The following is a 19,970-nucleotide window of genomic DNA, read 5'->3' on the forward strand; positions in this document are numbered from 1 at the left end:
ATCACCTACACTTTCTCGATCTTTTTTCCAAATAATCCTGATGGTTTGATTAACAAAATGACGATTAGAATCACAAAAGCAATCGCATCTTTATCAATGACCATTCCAGACAAATAGCCATCGCTCATCGTTTCTACCAAACCAAGGATGAGACCGCCTACGACCGTACCTCCGATTGATCCTAGTCCACCTAGAACCACCACACAAAATGCTTTTAATCCGGGAATCGAACCCATACTCGGAAACAAGGAATTGTAATTTAAGGCAACAAGAACACCCGCAGCGGCAGCCAGTGCAGATCCGATCATAAATGTCACGGATACTACCCAGTTGACATTAACCCCCATTAAAGAGGCTGCCCGCATATCCTGGGCGACAGCCTGAATCGCTATTCCCATTTTCGTAAACTTTAGAAAGGCGTAGAGAAGGCCGAGCCCAATTACTCCTGCTATGACAATATAGAACTTATAATTGGTAATCGAAACGGATTCTGTTAGATGATAGATGGTATTTTCAATGCCCGTTTCTGGGAATGACAGCGTATCGGATGTAAAGATTACTTGAAAAAAATTCTCAAGAAGGATGGCAACTCCGACCCCGCTAATTAGCGTCGTGATCGGGTGCCCGCCTCGCAGCGGCCGATAAGCAAAGCGCTCAATGCCCATCCCGATGATGGCGGAGACTGCCATCGCTAAAAGCAATGCAAGCGGAAAAAGTAAATGGAAATAAATCATTCCCAACATCGCCGAAAATGCACCGACCATGTAAATAACTCCATGGGCAAAATGTAATAATTTCAAAACCCCATACACCATCGTTAAACCAACGGAAACGAGGATATAGACAAAACCAATCGCCAACCCATTAATCAACTGTTGTGCTAACATTTCGTTCATCCTTTCTTTCAGAAAACTTATATGACTTTCCACTCCACCATCTACTATGGAAATAAATTCAGAGAACCATCCCTGCCAATAAAGGCGGTGTGAGCAGAGCTAGGGTTCACCTCGTTCATTGTCTAAAAATGTATATTTCCATCTATACTTGTCTAGACTAATTCGCATTTGCGACGCTCCGCCCCTTTTCCATTGAAAATAAATGCAAAGAGGAGAGGTTTGCTCCCCTCCTGCCTCTCAAGTCTTTTATGCTTGTTAATAATTTAAAGATTTGACGTATTGGAACTTTCCGTCCTTAACCGTCATAAAGATGACTGGTTTTACTACCTCATGATGAGCGTTAAATGAAATTTTCCCGGAAGTACCTTCGAAATCTTTCGTTTCACTGATTGCTTTTGCTAATTTTTCTCGATCGGTTCCTGCCTTTTTCATCGCTTCTAACATCACTTCGGTTGCATCATAACTTTGAGACGAGAGCATGTCGGGTTCACTCTCTTTATATTTTTCATGCCATGCCTTAACAAAATGCTGCACAACCTCTCTTGTGTCTGTAGCAAAGAATGAAGTCGTAAATGTTGCTGCTTGCGTATTTTCTTTACCCAATTCTAAGAATTTAGGTGAGTCAAAACCATCCACACCTAAGAACTGTGCATCAATCCCCAATTCCTTCGACTGTGTGACAATTCCTGCCGCTTCATTATAGTAACCAACCACGTACAAGGCGTCTGGTTTAGAAGCTTTAACCGCTGTTAAAATGGAGCTAAAATCTTTATCACCCATTTTAAATGGTTTCTCAATCACGACGTTTGCTCCAAGTTTTTTCGCTTCATCTTTAAAGGCGCTATAGATGGAAATTCCATAATCAATATCAACATACAAGACAGCAATGTTTTTCTTCTTCAAATCATTTACTGCATAATCAGCCATCGCTTTTCCTTGAATATCAGCTGTATAAATGACACGATTTACATAGTCCCCGCCTTTAGTAATGTCAGGATGAACCGCATACGCGACCACCATTGGCACTTTTGCGGATTGAACTTTTGGCGTAACCGTTTTCATTGGACCGCTGTATCCACCGCCGACAATCCCTGCCACTTTATCACTATTGATCAACTTTTGGACTGCTTTCAATGCTTCTTCTGGTTTCCCTTGATCATCTTCCGTTACAAGCTCCACCTTTTTTCCGTTGACTCCACCATCTTTATTAAACTGTTCGATGGCAAGTTGGGCGGCATTTCTGCTAAGCGTCCCATCTGTCGAAGTAGGACCCGTTAATGGACCGACCCAGCCAAGTTTAATAGAATCCTTACTTTTGGTTGAACCAGAGGATTGATCACTGGCACATCCGGTTACAAACAAGGAGATTCCTAACAAGCCAGCAAGAAAGAAACTACGTTTTTTCAATGCACATCACTCGCCCTCTTCATTTTGATAAAAAATATAATACAAGTTCTTTTTTTCATATATTGCAAGTTTCATGCCATTTTCCTTATCCGTTCAAAACACCGTGAATAGTCAAGGCTGTTTCCCATTAGGGACAGGTTTGGCGACGGAAAATGCACAAAAAAAAACGCAGATGGATTTTGCTCTTAGATGATAGAGACAATAGAAAACCATCCTTCAGCATCTTGACCAATTACATTTCTAGGATTGCAGATGGATTTTGCATGCAGACTATTTAAAATTTTAAAAATAAATGCTATATTCTGAATAGATTACGAAAAGGGGGTATAAAATTTGTACGCAGCATCTATTGGAACAATGGTACGAAGTTTTGTTGATGGAGTGATTGTCTTAAATGACAAATTTGAAATACTTTGGCATGATGTTCATTCAGATATTCCCTTGGATATTGGCATTGGCGATAATTTTCTAGAAATTCTCCCATGCACCGGGGAAAAATTATTCGAAAATGGAACATTCCCTATTACTTTTAACGATAGAAAGCTAGAAATTGAAGTGAAAAAGTTTGCTGCCGATTTGAACTATACCGTTATTTGTATAGAAGATCCTAGTAATCTCTCAACCAATCAGAAAACTAGATTATATTGTCTCGAAAAAATCGTCGATACCCTTAGGGAAGGCGTCATGATGAGTGATCACAATGGAAGGATTGCTCTTTATAATGAGGCGCAGGAAAAACTAGAGAGTTTAGACAGCAGCGAAATTATCGGAAAACCACTGTGGGAAGCCTATAACTATAACCCGCAATACTCCGAGCACAAACATACGTTTAAGACCGGAAAGCCAATTTTCTCAAGATATCGGGCCCACTCAACAGTGAATGGTATACCGAAGTATGTGAATTATAGTACCTACCCAATCCAAAAGGACGGGGAAACGATTGCCGTTTTTTCCCTAAGCACAAATGAATCCCATCTCAAGAACTGGCTCCATCAAACAATGGAACTAAAAAGGCAGGTGGAGCACGAGGACCCGAATCATCAGCTTCGCAAAAATGGCACTACCTTCTCTTTTGATGATATTAAAGGAAAAAGTATCGCTTTAAAAAACTTAATTCATGAAGCTGAAAATATTGCTATACATAATACGGACGTTTTAATTGTCGGCGAAACAGGAACAGGCAAAGAATTATTTGCTCAAAGCATGCATAACCACAGTTTAAGAGCAGAAAGTCCGTTCGTTGCCATTAACTGCGCCGCAATTCCTGAAACCCTTCTAGAAAGCACGTTATTCGGGACAGTGAAAGGGGCATTTACCGGGGCGACTAACCAGATGGGACTATTCGAATATGCCAAGAAAGGCACGCTTTTTCTGGACGAAATTAACTCCATGCCGATTACTTTACAATCGAAATTAATCCGAGTATTACAGGAACGGTTAGTCCGGAGGGTTGGCTCAAATGAGGTGACTCAGGTTGAATGTACCGTTATTAGTGCATCCAATGAAGACCCTGAGAAATTAATTGAAGAAGGAAAAATGCGTCTCGACTTGTTTTACAGACTTGCCCACACAAGTCTTTATATTACTCCATTACGCGAACGAACAGAAGATATTCACTTTTTCATTCATTACTTTCTCGACAAATATCGAAGAAAGTTTAACAAACTGGTTCCAGAGCTTTCTAAGACATTGCTCTCCTTGCTTCTGCAATACCATTGGCCAGGCAACACGCGGGAACTCGAGCACTTAATTGAAAATTTGATCATTCGTGCAAAAGAATCAGATGAGTCGATTGATGTAGAGCATCTTCCTGCCTACATGAAGAAAAAGATACTTTCAGTTCAGTCCGTTCATCTTAGTAAACAAAAAGAACTAAAACGAAATCCATTAAAATCGATTTTCTCCAACTCACAAGAGCATTATATCCATAAGACTTTAGACGAAACATCCTGGAACATCTCCAAAGCCGCCAAAACACTGGGAATCACCAGGCAAAGCTTACAGTATCATATTAAAAAGCATGGTTTGGTTAAGCCTTGAGTATTGTTATCCACAGTGTCAAAAGGGTTCCTGTCACCAGGAACCCTTTTCCTTTTAAGAGACATAGGGACAGGCTCCCTATCCCAGGACAAAAGTTAAAAAGAAGTACATGGGTGGGACAAGGAGCCTGCCCCCTCGTTAATCACTATCAAAAAAAAGTGAAACTTTGCGGAGACTTAAACGTATATGTATAGGTTGACAAAAAGGTTTGGTACAATAGTAAAAAAACAGTATAGGCAGGAGATTTAATTTGGGCTCAAACATTTTACAAATTGGATATTATTTATTTGAGGTTTATTATTGGCTAATCTTAATAGCTATTTTTGGTTCATGGTTTCCTCGATTTCAATCATCAAAGGTGGGAGAATGGATTTACAAACTAGTTGATCCTTATTTAAGCTTCTTTAGGCGGTTTATTCCCCCACTTGGACCAATTGATTTTTCACCGATCATCGCATTATTTGCTTTAAAATATCTAGGCGGATTTGCTCTAGAAGGTCTTCGCCAGTCATTGAACGTTATTGGAATTTAAGAGGGATTAGGGCTTATCAACGTAATGGTATTGCTCTCGATTGCTTCAAAGAAAATAGATTTAAATCAACTAAAACACTTAAACCCACATTGGCGTAACGCAAAAAGCGGCGTGACAATGTGGGTTTAATTATTAAAATAAGCTTAGAGTCAAGTCCTAAGCTCATTCAAAACATGGTTTAATTAAATGGTCAATTTGAACCATCGTGGTTCCAGCGACTGCCTCTAAAGATGGTGCCCCTCTGCTGCCTTAATACTTATTCGTCCAACCAGTTTTGTGACCATTTTTCTATATCTTTCATAAGAGGTTCTAGTGCTAAACCTTTATCGGTTAAGGAATATTCGATCCGAACTGGGGTTTCTGGATAAACATCTCGTTTAACAATCCCCTCGTTCTCCAGAACCTTTAATCTCTCTGAAAGCACTCTGCCACTTACACCCACTGAAGATTCAATCGTACAAAAACGCTGTGGACCTAATAATAACTGATAAATAATCATACCAGTCCACCTTTGGCTCAAAAACCCCATGGCTTTTTCAAATCTAGGACAAATCGACTTATCCAATTAAATCAACTCCTTACTTATATTATAAACATTTTTATAAATAATTAAATTACTTTTTACAGGAAACTTACTTGACTTTATTTAATTGTGATAATATACTAACTTACATAAAGTAACCAACTAACGAACTGTTTATTCTAAAAAAGCAGGTTGTTGGTATGAACAAAATAAATAATGAAGGAGAGTTAAGTAAATGTTAAGAAAAAATGAAGTTATTACAACAATTTTAAGGGTATTTTTAGGTGCAACCTTTTTTATACATGGGTTAGCAAAATTTCAAGGCGGCATTGAAAACACGGTTGGTTTTTTCGAAAGTTTAGGTCTACCAGGCTTTACAGCTTATATAGTAGCTCTAATTGAATTAATTGGTGGTATCGCTATTGTTTTAGGAGTAGGAACAAGGATTATTTCCATTCTATTTGCTATTATATTGGCTGTTGCAATTGTGAAAGTTAAACTCGCTGTCGGATTTCTTGGAAATGGTCAAATGGCAGGCTATGAACTTGACTTAGCTTTAATAGCGATTTCAATATATCTCGCTGCAACAAACAAATCGTTTTTAGCTTTAGATAACGTTCTTTTTCGTTCAGAGAAAGCTTAAGAAAAAGGAGGCAATTAAAATGAATTTCCATCATGAACCTATTACATTTGTAGGTCAAGTGAACTTAAAGGTCCAAAATTTAGAGCGATCGTTAGCGTTTTATCAAGAAGTAATCGGCTTTAAGGTATTAGAACAAACTGACAGGTCCGCAAACCTTACTGCGGATGGGAAGACAGTTTTATTATCCATTGAACAACCAAATAACGTTGTTCCTAAGCAAGGTAGAACTACAGGATTATATCACTATGCGCTTCTTCTGCCTAAACGCTCTGATCTAGCTAAAATAGTGCGGCATTTTCTGGAAATCGGATTGCAGTTTGGTTCTTCAGACCATCTTGTGAGTGAAGCTCTTTACTTATCTGACCCAGATGGAAATGGAATTGAAATCTATATAGACCGTGACCCTTCCGAATGGATTTGGGAAAACGGTAAAGTGGATATGGCAGTTGATCCATTGAATTTTCCAGACCTTCTAGCTGAAGGTAAACAGCAATCTTGGAAAGGTCTACCTGCTGGCACCGTTATGGGACATATCCATTTGCATGTATCCGAATTAAAAAAGACTGAAGAATTTTATATCACGGGACTCGGATTTGAAGTAGTAAACCGATATGGCGCTCAGGCCCTTTTCATTTCAGATGGTAAATACCATCACCATATTGGTTTAAATACTTGGAATGGCGTAGGTGCACCTACACCTGCTCCTAATAGCGTTGGACTTGAATCATTTACTTTGATGCTTCCAAATGAAGAAAAGAGAAATAAAATTATTGTTCAGTTAAAGAATATTGGTGCATCCGTCACTGAAGAAAAAGGTTCTTTCGTTACCACAGATCCTTCTGGTAATCGTATTTACTTGCAAGTCTAATTGTGATGACTAGTAAAAGAATGTCTCGCTCCAATCGTTAGAAAAAAAGTTAGGAAATAATTTACAGGTGGTGTAAGAAAGATGGGTTTATTAAACAAAATATTTGGGAACTCAACTAAGGAGGAAGAAATCATGACAACTGAAAAATTAAATATTGGAATCATTTTAGGAAGCACACGTCAAGGACGTGTTAGCCCACAAGTAGGAGAATGGATAAAAGGTATTGCTGACAAACGTGGAGATGCCAATTATGAAATTGTCGACATTGCTGATTTTAGCCTTCCATTTTTAGGAACAACCGATGGAACAGAACCAGGAATTGCAGCTTGGAATGAAAAACTTGCTAATTTGGATGGATTCGTATTCATCGTTCAAGAATATAATCACAGCATCACGGGGGCACTAAAAAATGCACTTGATTTTGCTCGTGAAGCATGGAACAACAAAGCAGCAGGGATCGTAAGTTATGGTTCAACTGGTGGAGCTCGTGCAGCTGAACATTTACGTGGAATTATGGGAGAATTAATGATTGCTGATGTTCGTGTACATCCTACATTGTCCTTATTTACTGATTTTGAAAACGGAACGGAATTCAAACCTGCTGAACTTCATCTAAATAATGTTAATGCAATGCTTGACCAAGTTATCGCTTGGAGTGGTGCATTAAAAACTTTGCGATAAAATTCCGAATTGATGCATGTACTAAAAACGGTGCCTGCCCCTGAGTTAATGCTTAATAGCATTTGGGGTAAGGCACCATTTTTAATTCGTTTATGCGGCGCTAGTCACTTTACATACAAAAAAAAACCAATAGTGACCATAAAGAAAAATGGGCACCTGCCCAAGTTGGGACAGGCACCCTTGTCCATTTCATTCATTAAAAACCTCTGTTGTTGTTGTCCAAGCGAGTGTTGGCTGGATTGTCGGGTGTGATTGGATCATTTGGAGTTATTGTTCCGCCAGTTACACCCTGGTTAACGCTAGTATCAAAATGGTCATCGCCAACACGGTTTTCACGGCGTTCAACTACGACTAGGATTTTTCCTTCATTAACATAGCCTTCATAACGGTCCGCTTCCTCTTCAGGTAGGCCCATTCCAATTAAAGCTCCTGCCAATCCGCCTGCACCTGCACCGACAGCAGCGCCAGTGAGTGTTGCTGCTATTGGTCCAGCTGCTATAAACGGCCCGATACCGGGTATCGCGAGAGCACCTACTCCTGCCAACAAACCGACAAGCCCTCCTAGCGCACCGCCTGTCGCCGCTCCGGCAACAAGACCTTCTTCCGTCTTTGTACCAGTAACATCATTAATTTCGTCTACCTGTTCATTGTTTTTCCCGATGACAGAAATATCCTCAGCAGCATAACCCTGACGTTTTAAGTCTTGAACCGCCTGGATGGCCTCATTCTCAGTATCGTAAACTCCCACCAGGTGCTTTTCATGTGTAAACATAGAATTTCCTCCTTTGGACGAGTAGTCTTTTTTTAACTACCCGCCATAAGGTGGAATGAAACACCTATTTCGTATGTGAAGCTAAAAATAATTTTGCATAAAAAGAAACAAATAAGAGGAATAACAACATCGTCAAAATATAGGTCCAATCAGTAGTGTTGTCGATAATCTTTAAATCACTCATATGACCAATTTGACCTTTAAAAAGGGAAACAGTATTCCATCCCCAATGACAGCCGATTGTAAACCAAAGGGATCTGGTGATGGCAAAAGGAATGGCGTAGGTTAACCCCATTAAGAAAAGCATGATCCACTGTGTATAGCCATCATTAATTCTCCAAATATGGTTTAGGACATAAACAATGGAGGAAACCACCACCAATGCTCTCATAGATATTTTTGGCGAAAGGTATTTGAAGACATACCCGCGTGTTAAAATATCTTCACTTGCCGATGAAAGAAACGTTAGAAAAATCATCCCTAAAAGGGGAAGGACTATTTGTTGAATGGAAAAGATACCTTCAAAAACTATTTTCCCTGTCATAATAGAAACAATCATACTGCCACTGTAAAATAAGAAGCCCAATAAATAGCCTATTAGAAGATTTCTAGATGCACCTTTATGTCTTTGCATCCCAAATGAAGATATTCCATTCTCCCCTAGTAACTTTGCAACGATTTGAGCTACAACAAAAAAGAATAGAAAACAGCTTAAAATCAATACAGGATTATTGCCTACAATTTCTGATGCATGATAAACAGCAAATAAAACTATAAAACCTAGAAAAGCTTTTAATCTCATTTAACATCCCCATTTCCCTATCATCTAAATGCATACCTGATGCATTTCCCCGCTATTCAACTTCGTATGAGATTTTTTGCTATACAGCCGACGGCACACTATGTACATTTACAAGTCTCTCTCAAGCATCACCATATCCAATGCCCTGATTCCATTCTCGTAGATGGGAGTTGGATACTTTTTAAAGAAATTCATTTTAATTTCTACCATTCTAAACCCGAGCTTTTGATAAAATGCTAAGTTAGCAATACTTGAATTAGCCGTACCGACAAGCATTTTATTTAGTCCCTTCATTTTATATAAATCGAAAGACTTTTTAATTACTAATTTTCCTATTCCCTTTCCGCGGTAATCCTCTATAATTGCAATATTTTTAAGTTCAACGATTCCGTTCTGAAGGAAAATATATTGAGCGACCCCTACGATTTGTCCATCGCAAAGGATGACGAACATCTCGCCATCATTTATGTACTTTCTAATGATCTCTTCGCTTTCATCTGCTAAAAGGAGATAGTCTAGAAATGAATTTCTTTTCTCCGTTTCAATTGCCTTCAAGTGAACTTCAAGCATAAGCAGCATCCCTCCATATTACATTCTAATTTTAGCATAAGTTGGTAATGGGTATTGATTGTGGGGTAACGAAAAAGCCCAATTTCTCAGCATTAAAATGGCGAAATTAGGCTTTTTAATATTGGAATTTCTTTACGTTGTCATAAATTCAATAACTATCCTTACTCCCTATAGAAAAATAAAAGCTTGTATTAATGCGAGTGCAGCAGTTCCTATTATTGGTGCAACTTTTAAAAGCATTACCCCGCCAGTTGTAGAAATTAATGGATCAACCGGGTCTTTTGCAGGTGATGCTAGAAGATTGATGAATCGTTCCCATCTACTAGATTTCATTGGGAAATCGGGAATATCTACGTGATATTCATTCATCTTTGTACACAGATAATCCAGCCAGTATCCATTTGTAACATCCCCCATCTACCTTCTTTTCTAACTATACAAACGAGAAGGCAAAAAGGTTCATTTAAAATGAAAAAAGATTTTTGTCTAGCAGCATTCTTCTATAGCCTAAAGTTTCAGCCAATGTAAAGAAGGGTACTTTAATCCATAGTAATGGATAAGGAGTTGTTTGCATTGAGCAAAAAAATTGCTGTTTTGGTAACGGATCATTTTGAGGATTCCGAATATGCGGAGCCAGTGCAGTCCTTTAAGGAAAAGGGCCATGAGATAACTGCAATCGAAATGGAAAAGGGAAAAAAAGTGAAGGGTAAGCAGGGAAAAAGTGATGTCGTCATTGATGAAAGCATCGATAATGTCTCTCCTGAAGACTTTGATGCACTTTTCATTCCAGGTGGATTTTCACCGGATATACTTCGTGCGGACGAGCGTTTTGTACGCTTTACCAGAGCATTTATGGATGCTAAAAAACCTGTACTAGCCATTTGCCACGGCCCTCAGCTGCTGATCACAGCTGAAACGCTTGAAGGCCGTGATGTAACGGGATATAAGTCCATTCATGTAGACTTAAAGAATGCCGGAGCTAATTTGCATGATAAAGAAGTCGTCGTGTGCCAGAATCAGCTGGTCACCAGCCGACAGCCGGATGACATACCAGCCTTTGTACGAGAATCCTTGCGAGTTTTGGGTTAGCAGAGTGGTAGGAGGGACTTCCTTCTGCCTCTTTTTTATGCCTCATAAAGATGGAAAGTAGGAAAAAAATTAATGTACCACTTCTTCATTATAGATTTTATATTTCTAGGAAGAGTACTACGAACTATACAACTTAAAGTAGGAATTTTATTAATTGCATATTCCGCCAGTGATTTTAATATTAATCAGCGGGAAGGTATTCCCTCCATTCTTTCCAACTTTCCATGTAACCACTTAAGTCATGCGGATGAACTTTAATACATACTCCGATACGTGTATATAACTGAAAAAGAACTTCATCCACAAGCCGTTCCTTAGTAAAAGAAGCATGACTATTCCACAACGAAAATAATGACAATAGCGTGCTTAAATTTAGACTATCTGGAGAAGAACAAAATGCATAAGTAAAATCGTATACTTTTGGACCAATTAAAGGTGATGGGTCAATCACTCCTTTTAATTGATGATCCAAATATACAAAATTATGAACACCCGTATCCCCATGTAGATAATACTTCACTTCTTGATGATGATCGGTATCCAATTTATTTACCAATTTCACTATTCTTTTATGGTCCTCACTTGGCAGGAAATCACCTATAATCTCTTGAGCAGACTTTAAACTACTTTGGTTAAAATCTGACCATGAGTTTCTATATACCCCATTTACTCTGCCCCAGGGAAGGTTATCACCAGCCATTTGGTATTTATCGAATAGCTCTTTTATTAAAATTGTCATCCATTCTATTTTAGATCCCCGATTATAGTGTGTCTCTCCAGAAATATAAGAGTACACGATAAATTCTTTGTCATCGTCTGTATAAAGAACGTCAGGAAACAATTTTATATCCTTATAGGCTAGCAGAAAATCCTCAGTAGAAGTTATAATCTTTGGATGGTCTATTTTTATTACAAAGGTCGGCATATTATTTGCAAGAAGAGTATATAAAATGCCATTGGTTGTGCCACTTCTTAACCTCTTTAATTCCAGACCATCATTTTTTATCAAACCTTTATTAATTAAGAAATCAATGATTTCATTTATTTTTTTCGTCATATTTTCCTCTTTATGTGAATCTTTCTTTAAGCAAGATATTTTTCTTTAAATATCGTACTCAATTCACTCCAAACATCAAATTTATTTCCATCTAAATCATAAAAAACAAAGTTCCTTCCAGCGTGTCCCCGGTTCTCAATTTCTCCAACTTTTATCTCTTTTTCGATAAAATCTCTATGAATAGCTTTTAATGCATCTAATCCATTCACTTCAAATGTTATCGAAAAACGCTCTTCACCGTAAATATCATAAAAGTTGGAACTTTGATTTTCCTTTGATTTAACAAGAAAAATGCTTTGGTTGGCAATGTTCAAAATTGCTTTGTCTTCATCTTTGTAGCTTAACTCAGCGCCTAATTTGTTTACATACCATGTGGAGGAATTCTCCACATCCCTTACAGGTATATAGGTTGTACCCACCCTTACTAATTTTTCGTTCATTTGATTGCCTCCTATTCATAACAAAAGTATTATATTTATATTCTTCGTTAATCAATAAGAACCTTCTAAAATAGTTAAAACATAAACACCATTTTGTTGAAAAAGAAAAAACTATCTCAGGAACTACCTATTACAAAAATTTTTAAATTAGATTGTCCTCTAATCCTAATTCATTAAATCTCCCCATCAAAATAGTATTATAGTAATTCCCGTCAGATAGAACTTTGTCCTTTTTTAAAATACCTTCCACTTCAAAGCCATATTTTTGATAAAGCTTTATTGCTTTGTCATTGGTTTCAAGGACACTCAAAGTAATTTTCTTAATTCCATTTGAATCCGCCCAATGAATGGATTCTTTTAAAAGATTTTGTCCTATACCGTACCCCCAAAACTCTTTTAATACACAGACGCCAAATTCTACCTTATGATAAGTTCTTTTCAATTTGTTCCCTTCACACCTTGAAAAACCTACAATTTTTCCATTTACTTCAGCAACTAAAAATAGGTTATTCGCACTTTCTGTATCATCTTTAATGAGCTGCTTAAAACCTGATTCATCTATGTAAGCCTCGCCACTTTCTCGATCTAAATTTTCTGTTTCACCATCAATTTGCACCCTTACCTCAGACAAATCTTTTGCATCCTTTTCGATTAAGACCTAATAATATAACGTAAATCATGAATAGTATATTCTCTTGAATTAATCCTCATTATCATTCACCCCCATAACTTCTTTTGAATTAAATTATACGTAAATTTATTAAGCATTTGCAAAAAATTGAGAATTTTCCCGGAAGCATTTTCTTTTTCTCTAAAAAATTGCCCATAACAAAAAAAGTTTTCTTCACATCAAATAGTTCAGTCATATCCAACCACTACCTGTATTTGTATTCCCGCCTTAAATAAACATTTTCAAAAATGGAATACTAACAGTATCTAATTTGAAATGGGTGGGATAAAATTGAAAACCAATGAAAATACATTATCTATCTTCGCTTTAGGCGGTATAAATGAAATCGGTAAAAATATGTATGTCGTCCAATATGCAGATGATCTCATCATTATCGACTGTGGTGGTAAATTTCCAGATGAGAGTTTATTAGGAATCGATTTAATTATTCCGGATGTTTCTTACTTGGAAGAGAATAAGGAAAAAATCCGTGCATTAATTGTGACACATGGGCATGAAGATCATATTGGCGGAATTCCTTATCTTTTGCGAAAAATAAATGTCCCCATTTATGCCACACGTTTTACACTTGGTTTAATTGAATTAAAATTAGAGGAACACCGGCTTAGTAGGGATACAAAACTCATCCCCATTAATTCCGATTCCAAACTCGAACTGGGAGAGTTGAATGTATCCTTTTTCCAAGTAAGCCATAGCATTCCGGATTGTTTAGGGATTGTCTTTCATACTCCTGCAGGGAATGTTGTTCATACTGGCGACTTCAAATTCGATTTAACACCTGCAAATGACCAATATTCAGATATTCATAAAATGGCCGCTATCGGTCAGCAAGGTGTCTTATGTTTAATCTCTGAAAGTACCAATGCAGAGCGTACCGGCCTGTCACCATCAGAGCGAATGGTCGGCAGCCATATGAACGAGGCTTTTATGAAAGCTGATGGGAAGATTTTTGTTTCGACCTTCGCTTCGAATGTGAATCGTGTTCAGCAAATAGTCGAAGCTTGTATGAAGACAAATCGAAAGCTTGCTTTGCTTGGCCGTAGTATGGTCAATGTAGTCTCAGTAGCCATGGAACGTGGATATCTAACCGTACCGGATGGGATGCTGATTGAAGCAAAGGAAGTCGATCAATTTACGCCTGAAAAAGTTGCCATACTCTGTACGGGGAGTCAGGGAGAACCAATGGCTGCTCTCGCCCGCTTAGCTAGCGGAAATTACCGGGATATTTCCATTTACCCGGGCGATACGGTTATTTTAGCAGCATCGCCCATACCCGGGAATGAGAAAGATGTTTCACGCATTATCGATAACTTATTTCAACTGGGCGCTAAAGTGATTTATGGATCTGGAAGCACAACAGGCATGCATGTTTCCGGTCATGGATATCAAGAGGACTTAAAGCTCATGCTTACCCTCATGAAGCCAACCTATTTTATTCCCGTTCATGGTGAATTTAGAATGCTGCACCATCACCGTTTACTCGCCGAATCGGTTGGAGTCGAGCCAGGAAACACGTTTATTTTGAAAAATGGGAATGTTGTTGATATCGAAAACTCCATTGCCCGCCAGACTCGGAGGATACCGGCGGGGGATACATATGTGGACGGAATGGGCGTTGGCGATGTAGGCGAAATTGTGCTCCGAGACCGCAAACAGCTTTCTGAGGATGGTATGCTCGTGATTGTTTTAACCTTAAGCAAAACGGAGGGAAAAATTATTCAAGGCCCTGACACGATAACCCGTGGTTTCGTCTACGTAAAGGATTCTGAAGATCTCCTCAGAGAGATTAACCGCCTCGTTAAAAAAACAGTTACTGACTTACAAGCGGAGAATATTCGCCAGTGGAATGTAGTCAAACAAAATATTAAAAAATCGGTGGGCCAATATTTATTTACAAGAACAAAGAGAAGACCGATGATCCTTCCGATTATTATTGAAATTTAAATGTAAACCCAAATGAATACACGAAAAAAAGCTTCCACAAGAAGCTTTTTTTCAATATAAATCACAAAATTATTTTAACCCGGAAATAAGTCAGAGGATAGATATCGCTCTCCTGTATCCGGAGCCAAGCATAGAACTCTTGCCGAAGATGGGAGTCTTTTGGCAATTTCAACAGCAAAATGGGCAGTGGATGCACCTGATGCCCCGACAAAGATTCCTTCTCGTGCTGCAAGTTGGCGGGCCATGACTTCAGCATCTTCATCTTTAATGAGCAGGATTTCATCAAAAATTTCCCGGTTTAAGATTTTCGGGATAAACCCTGGACCTGTTCCCGGGATTTTATGAGGTCCCGGATTACCACCTGATAGAACCGGTGATCCGAATGGCTCGATCACATATATTTTTAAATTTGGGATTGATTTTTTTAATTCTTCTCCGACACCGGTAACAGTCCCGCCAGTCCCTGCCGTTACCACTAAGGCATCCAGCTTTCCTTCAAAAGCTTCCAAAATCTCGATAGCAGTTGTTCCCCGGTGGGCATCAGCATTGGCCGGATTCTCAAACTGCATCGGAATAAAACTGTCAGGAAGCTCAGCTGCTAAACGGTTGGCCTCATCAATTGCTCCTTGCATGCGCAGGGTAGCTGGAGTTAAATAAACTTCTGCTCCATAAGCCTTTAAAATTTTCACACGCTCTTGAGTAGCATTGTCAGGCATGGTGATAATACAGCGATAGCCTTTCACCGCAGCTACCATGGCAATGCCAATACCCGTATTTCCAGATGTCGGCTCAATAATCGTACTTTTTCCAGGAATCAGTTTCCCCGTTTCCTCCGCACGCTCAATCATGTTCACCGCTGCACGGTCCTTCACGCTTCCCCCGGGGTTAAAAGATTCAAGTTTAATATATACTTCAGCACCTGATGGGTCTGGAATTTTATTAAGTTTGACAGTTGGGGTATTCCCAATTAAATCAAGAATGGAGCTATAAAGTTTCATTTTCTTCACCTTTCAAAATCATTTTTACTTGCATTCTTATTATTATTGGCTGTTTTCATAATGATTGTTGTTATAAACCACAATTCCCTCCAAAAAAAGACACTATTATGGTGTAAAATTACACGTATCAGCTAGTTAATCTGATTTATCGGCGATTTTTGTAAGTTTATCGGCGAATCTACGATTTTATCGGCGAATTTAACCACTTTATCGGCGAATTTTCAATTTTATCGGCGAATCCAAAATTTTTGCAAAACAGAAGCAGGGATGCTAAGTGAACTCACCTAGTATCCCTTCGCTCTTTTTTAATTAATAAATTGCGTATCAATTAATGCGTTAAACTCTGGAAGTTCTTTTAAAAATTTTAGGTAAACAGAAGAATTGGCAAATTGTTCAATCACTTCCTGATTTACATCTTCAGTAAAGTGGATGTGCGTCCAAGCCGTATCCATTACGTCTTGGTCAAGTCCTTGCTTTGTAATCTCTTTAATACTCTTAACCGTAATTTTCTTTGCTTCATCAGGGTTTTTATTGATAAAATCAATCGCTTCTTTCTGCGCCTTAACAATTTTCGCAATCACTTCTTTGTTGGCTTTAATTTTCTTGCCACTAGCCACTAAAATTGTATTCGGTAATGTATTTCCGTATGAAATTTGGGAGCTGTCAACAATAATTTTTGCGCCTGTCTCTTTTACTAATTGAGATGCCCACGGCTCTGGAACAGCGGCTAAATCTACTTTACCAGATTCAAACATACTTGCATATTGTGCAGGGTTTCCGGTTACATGCTTCAAGGTTCCCCCGATTCTAGCCGATGAAATGCCATAGTCTTGCAGGAATGTTTCCATTTGGACATCATGTGTGCAGCCGACACCAGGTGTGACAAACGTTTTACCCTTGAAATCCTCAACAGCATTGATCCCGCTTTTTTTACTTGCAACAATTGCTGTTCCGCCTGATGATGCACCCGCAATAATTTTAACATCTGCACCGTTTGTAAAGTTATTCATAACCGGTCCAGGACCTACCAAACCGGCATCGATATCCCCTGTTTTTAATGCCGTCATAAAGGCGCCGCCATCAGGAAACGTTTTGTATTCCACTTTCACGTTTTTACCTAATTCCTTTTCATAAAACCCTTTATCTCTTGCTACCATTGCCGGTGCATGATCGATATTGGGAAAATAGCCAATTACGACCTTTTCGGAACCAGCACCGCCGCTCGATGCGTTTGAACCGCAGCCAGCTAATAATCCCATACTTAATAATAATGACATACCGATGATTTTTGTCTTTTTCTTCATCTTATTTCTCCCCCTTATTTACTTGTTTCTAATCCCCAACGGCGAATGACATTTTGTTCGATTCTTTGGAAGAAAATTATATCTACAATCGTCCCAATGACTCCGATAATAATCATAATACCGATGACCATACTCATATTGCCGAAATCGGATGCGTACTTGAGCGTATAACCCAGCCCAGGCCCGGTACTCAAAATTTCTCCTGCCATCAGCGCGCGCCAGGCGAATGCCCAGCCCAGTCGAATCCCGGTAACGGCATACGGGACCGAAGCAGGAAGAATAACCTTTGCAAACAGATCGAATCCGCCTGACCCCATTGTTTGGGCAGCCCTGATATATAGAGGCGGTACATTCTTAATCCCAATCCTCATATTGATGGTAATGACAAGGGTTGCCCCCAGAATCACGATAAAAATAACAGAGCTTTCATTTAGGCCAAACCACATAATCGCGATTGGCAGCCAAACGATACTTGGTACACTCTGCAGCGCTAAGATCAACGTACCTAATGTTTCATCAGCTGTTTTATTTTTTGCTAACAAGATTCCTAAACAGAAGCCGATAATAATGGAAATAAGTAAACCAATGGCCAATCTTCGAAAACTGGCAAGAATATCGTAAATAAGGGTTTTATCTTCAAAACCTGTAGCGAGTGCTTTCACGACGTCAGTCGGCGCAGGCATAAGCGCCGGCGAAACATTCAATATCTTAACAGCGGCCTGCCATATGGTGATTAAAAGTGCAAAGAATATAATTCGTTTAATTGTTCGCTGCATATGCCAGTTCCTCTTTTATCACTTTATCAATCTCTGTTTTTAATAAACCATTGATTTTCTCTTCTAATTTAGCCACTGCTTGCGGATGCTCACCGCGAGGTCTTGGAATTTTCACATGGATGTCTTCAAGAACAACACCCGGTCTCGTTCCCATGACAATGATTCTGTCTGATAGTTTAATTGACTCACTAATACTATGGGTGACGAAAAGAATCGTCTTTTTAGTTTCAATCCAGATTTTCTCTAATTCATGATGAAGTCTTGCGCGTGTCTGTTCATCAAGGGCACCAAACGGTTCATCCATTAGCAATACCTTGGGATTCATCGAGAGTGCCCTGGCGATGGAGACCCGTTGCTGCATTCCGCCTGATAGCTCATGGGGGGAATGCTTTGTATAGTTGCTTAGCTGAACCATTTGTAAAAACTGATTGGCAACTTCCCTTGCAACATTTTTCTTCATTTCCTTACGAAGCGGGAACATCACATTTTCTTCGACCGTCATCCAAGGAAATAAGGCTGCCTCTTGAAAAACCATCCCCCGGTCCTTCCCCGGTTTTTTGATTGGATTCCCACCCAACAAGATCTCACCACTCGTTGGCTTCGTTAAGCCGGCAACAATCGATAACAAGGTCGATTTCCCGCAGCCTGAAGGTCCAAGAATCGAGACAAACTCTCCTTCTTTAATATCGAGATTTATATTTGTTAAAACATCACTAGTAACCTTTTGATTGATAAATTGTTTGTTAATGTTATTTATTTGGAGAAACAAGTCATCACCTACTTTACCTACAATTCATATTAATCTAATCGGATTAATTATATTTATTATATAATTTTCGAAACTAAAGTCAAGGAATTTTCAGACATCTATTAAGAAAGGTACCTGCCCCAATAAGAAAAACCGGGCAAAATCCGTAACGGGCTCTCTTTAGGAGGACAAAGTAATTAAAAAACACCCAAAATCGCACATCTTTCAACACTGGATTAACCTAATAGTTTGGGTAAAATTACAATATTAAAGGAACAGAAAATGTGTTCCTTTTAGAACCCATTTGTTCAACCTATTTAATAACCTTCTTCTTTATCAAAATTCATAGAGATTAGTTGTTTTTGACAAAACAAAAACCACTTCTCAAAATGGAAGTGGTTAAATTACATTATTTTAATTAGCTTTCTGCAATACTGTAAGCAAGTAACATAATATACCCTATTGTACAAATTGCAATAATGTTAAGTATTATTAGTGGCCATTTCATAAAACCTTTTTGACCCTTTAAACCAAAAATAACACTTATTAACGGGAACAGAAACATTGAAATAATATATAATTTACCTGAAAATCCTAACGACACACGATTCAACATTGCATAAAACAAAATAATAAAGATTACTAAAGAACCAATTGAAAACACACTATATTTATTCATATTCCCCTCCTTATACTGGGACTCCACTAATTATTTTACCATAAAATTTTCCAATTCCTTTTAAAATTTACCTAAGATACAAAATATCCTCAATTTTAAACCTTTTATCGGTTATCCCTAAACGCTGTGCTGGAGTTAACTTCTGCTTATCATATGATTTATAAGGCAGACAGAAGTTGTAATAGGTTCGCAGAATGGTGGTAGCCATTTGAGCGTATTTGGGATTGAAATTGAGAACGGCTATCTATTCTCATCGCCAATCCCGAGTTATAGATTTCTCACCGTCAGTATGACAAAGGAAATGGTGTGCCGAGAATGACCTAAAATCCTACGAAAACACCTGATACATTGCAGATTGCAAGGAACTTTCGTTATCGGTCACAAATCGCCAATTTTGTGCCTTTAGCATGTCTTTAGTCTGCCAATAATGTCTTCCGTATTAAGAAGCTGCATTTTGGAGGGTGAGCGTTTCTCCGCATTTCAGAGATTTTAGAATATCAAGAATCCCTA

The 19,970-nt window shown here is 38.5% G+C and carries 21 protein-coding genes and 1 pseudogene; 7 read left to right on the plus strand and 15 right to left on the minus strand.

What is annotated here, in order from left to right; all coding sequences use genetic code 11:
* Positions 1-5: 5 nt before the first annotated feature.
* Both ACIQCO_RS08380 and ACIQCO_RS08385 read right to left on the minus strand, forming a co-directional pair.
* Positions 6-896, minus strand: a complete 891-nt coding sequence (locus ACIQCO_RS08380) for a branched-chain amino acid ABC transporter permease (RefSeq protein ID WP_400427390.1) — start codon at positions 894-896, stop codon at positions 6-8.
* 255 nt (positions 897-1,151) lie between these two features.
* Positions 1,152-2,303, minus strand: coding sequence for an ABC transporter substrate-binding protein (locus ACIQCO_RS08385; protein ID WP_400427392.1), 1,152 nt, complete (start codon positions 2,301-2,303; stop codon positions 1,152-1,154).
* Between the two features lie 333 nt (positions 2,304-2,636).
* Here ACIQCO_RS08385 and ACIQCO_RS08390 point away from each other — a divergent pair, with 333 nt between their 5' ends.
* Both ACIQCO_RS08390 and ACIQCO_RS08395 read left to right on the plus strand, forming a co-directional pair.
* On the plus strand, positions 2,637-4,343 hold the full coding sequence (locus tag ACIQCO_RS08390; RefSeq protein ID WP_400427393.1) for a sigma-54 interaction domain-containing protein: 1,707 nt from the start codon (positions 2,637-2,639) through the stop codon (positions 4,341-4,343).
* 250 nt (positions 4,344-4,593) lie between these two features.
* Positions 4,594-4,875: a YggT family protein gene (locus ACIQCO_RS08395; protein ID WP_400427394.1), complete on the plus strand. Its 282-nt coding sequence runs from the start codon at positions 4,594-4,596 to the stop codon at positions 4,873-4,875.
* 256 nt (positions 4,876-5,131) lie between these two features.
* On the opposite strand, the gene ACIQCO_RS08400 is transcribed toward ACIQCO_RS08395, so the two are convergent.
* Positions 5,132-5,440 (minus strand): winged helix-turn-helix transcriptional regulator, encoded by a 309-nt coding sequence (locus ACIQCO_RS08400; RefSeq protein WP_400427395.1) that lies wholly within the window; start codon positions 5,438-5,440, stop codon positions 5,132-5,134.
* A gap of 193 nt (positions 5,441-5,633) precedes the next feature.
* Between ACIQCO_RS08400 and ACIQCO_RS08405 the strand changes: the two genes are divergently transcribed.
* The 3 genes from ACIQCO_RS08405 to ACIQCO_RS08415 all read left to right on the plus strand — a co-directional run bounded on the left by ACIQCO_RS08405 (position 5,634) and on the right by ACIQCO_RS08415 (position 7,590).
* Entirely contained in the window at positions 5,634-6,041 is a 408-nt protein-coding gene (locus tag ACIQCO_RS08405; RefSeq protein WP_400427396.1) for a DoxX family protein, read from the plus strand.
* A 19-nt stretch (positions 6,042-6,060) separates the two neighbouring features.
* Positions 6,061-6,909: a VOC family protein gene (locus ACIQCO_RS08410; protein WP_400427397.1), complete on the plus strand. Its 849-nt coding sequence runs from the start codon at positions 6,061-6,063 to the stop codon at positions 6,907-6,909.
* An 81-nt stretch (positions 6,910-6,990) separates the two neighbouring features.
* The gene (locus ACIQCO_RS08415) at positions 6,991-7,590 is read left to right on the plus strand and encodes an NADPH-dependent FMN reductase (protein WP_400427398.1); all 600 of its coding nucleotides are present in this window, start codon (positions 6,991-6,993) and stop codon (positions 7,588-7,590) included.
* Positions 7,591-7,786: 196 nt separating this feature from the next.
* Here the strand turns inward: ACIQCO_RS08415 and ACIQCO_RS08420 are convergent, their stop codons facing one another.
* The 4 genes from ACIQCO_RS08420 to ACIQCO_RS08435 all read right to left on the minus strand — a co-directional run bounded on the left by ACIQCO_RS08420 (position 7,787) and on the right by ACIQCO_RS08435 (position 10,067).
* Positions 7,787-8,362, minus strand: a complete 576-nt coding sequence (locus ACIQCO_RS08420) for a general stress protein (RefSeq protein WP_400427400.1) — start codon at positions 8,360-8,362, stop codon at positions 7,787-7,789.
* 64 nt (positions 8,363-8,426) lie between these two features.
* A complete protein-coding gene (locus ACIQCO_RS08425) occupies positions 8,427-9,164 on the minus strand; it encodes a CPBP family intramembrane glutamic endopeptidase (protein ID WP_400427401.1) in 738 nt (245 codons plus the stop codon).
* A gap of 108 nt (positions 9,165-9,272) precedes the next feature.
* Entirely contained in the window at positions 9,273-9,734 is a 462-nt protein-coding gene (locus tag ACIQCO_RS08430; RefSeq protein WP_400427403.1) for a GNAT family N-acetyltransferase, read from the minus strand.
* 168 nt (positions 9,735-9,902) lie between these two features.
* The gene (locus ACIQCO_RS08435; RefSeq protein ID WP_400427404.1) at positions 9,903-10,067 is read right to left on the minus strand and encodes a hypothetical protein; all 165 of its coding nucleotides are present in this window, start codon (positions 10,065-10,067) and stop codon (positions 9,903-9,905) included.
* A 240-nt stretch (positions 10,068-10,307) separates the two neighbouring features.
* Here ACIQCO_RS08435 and ACIQCO_RS08440 point away from each other — a divergent pair, with 240 nt between their 5' ends.
* Positions 10,308-10,823: a type 1 glutamine amidotransferase domain-containing protein gene (locus tag ACIQCO_RS08440; RefSeq protein ID WP_400427405.1), complete on the plus strand. Its 516-nt coding sequence runs from the start codon at positions 10,308-10,310 to the stop codon at positions 10,821-10,823.
* Between the two features lie 181 nt (positions 10,824-11,004).
* On the opposite strand, the gene ACIQCO_RS08445 is transcribed toward ACIQCO_RS08440, so the two are convergent.
* The 3 genes and pseudogenes from ACIQCO_RS08445 to ACIQCO_RS08455 all read right to left on the minus strand — a co-directional run bounded on the left by ACIQCO_RS08445 (position 11,005) and on the right by ACIQCO_RS08455 (position 13,031).
* Positions 11,005-11,880, minus strand: coding sequence for a hypothetical protein (locus ACIQCO_RS08445; RefSeq protein WP_400427406.1), 876 nt, complete (start codon positions 11,878-11,880; stop codon positions 11,005-11,007).
* A gap of 26 nt (positions 11,881-11,906) precedes the next feature.
* Complete coding sequence (locus ACIQCO_RS08450; protein ID WP_400427407.1) at positions 11,907-12,320, minus strand: VOC family protein; 414 nt, start codon at positions 12,318-12,320, stop codon at positions 11,907-11,909.
* A 142-nt stretch (positions 12,321-12,462) separates the two neighbouring features.
* Positions 12,463-13,031, minus strand: a pseudogene (locus ACIQCO_RS08455) (N-acetyltransferase family protein).
* 235 nt (positions 13,032-13,266) lie between these two features.
* Here ACIQCO_RS08455 and ACIQCO_RS08460 point away from each other — a divergent pair.
* Positions 13,267-14,955, plus strand: coding sequence for a ribonuclease J (locus tag ACIQCO_RS08460; RefSeq protein WP_400427408.1), 1,689 nt, complete (start codon positions 13,267-13,269; stop codon positions 14,953-14,955).
* A 74-nt stretch (positions 14,956-15,029) separates the two neighbouring features.
* Here ACIQCO_RS08460 and cysK read toward each other — a convergent pair whose 3' ends face one another.
* The 5 genes from cysK to ACIQCO_RS08485 all read right to left on the minus strand — a co-directional run bounded on the left by cysK (position 15,030) and on the right by ACIQCO_RS08485 (position 19,460).
* A complete protein-coding gene (gene cysK / locus ACIQCO_RS08465; protein WP_400427409.1) occupies positions 15,030-15,953 on the minus strand; it encodes a cysteine synthase A in 924 nt (307 codons plus the stop codon).
* A 305-nt stretch (positions 15,954-16,258) separates the two neighbouring features.
* Positions 16,259-17,257 carry an ABC transporter substrate-binding protein gene (locus ACIQCO_RS08470; protein ID WP_400427410.1) on the minus strand — a complete coding sequence of 333 codons (999 nt, stop codon included), beginning with the start codon at positions 17,255-17,257 and terminating at the stop codon, positions 16,259-16,261.
* Positions 17,258-17,271: 14 nt separating this feature from the next.
* Complete coding sequence (locus ACIQCO_RS08475; RefSeq protein ID WP_400427411.1) at positions 17,272-18,033, minus strand: ABC transporter permease; 762 nt, start codon at positions 18,031-18,033, stop codon at positions 17,272-17,274.
* Positions 18,017-18,802, minus strand: coding sequence for an ABC transporter ATP-binding protein (locus tag ACIQCO_RS08480; RefSeq protein ID WP_400427413.1), 786 nt, complete (start codon positions 18,800-18,802; stop codon positions 18,017-18,019). Before ACIQCO_RS08480 ends, ACIQCO_RS08475 begins: the two co-directional genes overlap by 17 nt.
* A gap of 397 nt (positions 18,803-19,199) precedes the next feature.
* A complete protein-coding gene (locus ACIQCO_RS08485; protein ID WP_400427414.1) occupies positions 19,200-19,460 on the minus strand; it encodes a hypothetical protein in 261 nt (86 codons plus the stop codon).
* Positions 19,461-19,970: the final 510 nt, after the last annotated feature.

It is taken from the genome of Neobacillus sp. NPDC093127, from assembly GCF_044754175.1.
Classification (GTDB): domain Bacteria; phylum Bacillota; class Bacilli; order Bacillales; family Cytobacillaceae; genus Neobacillus.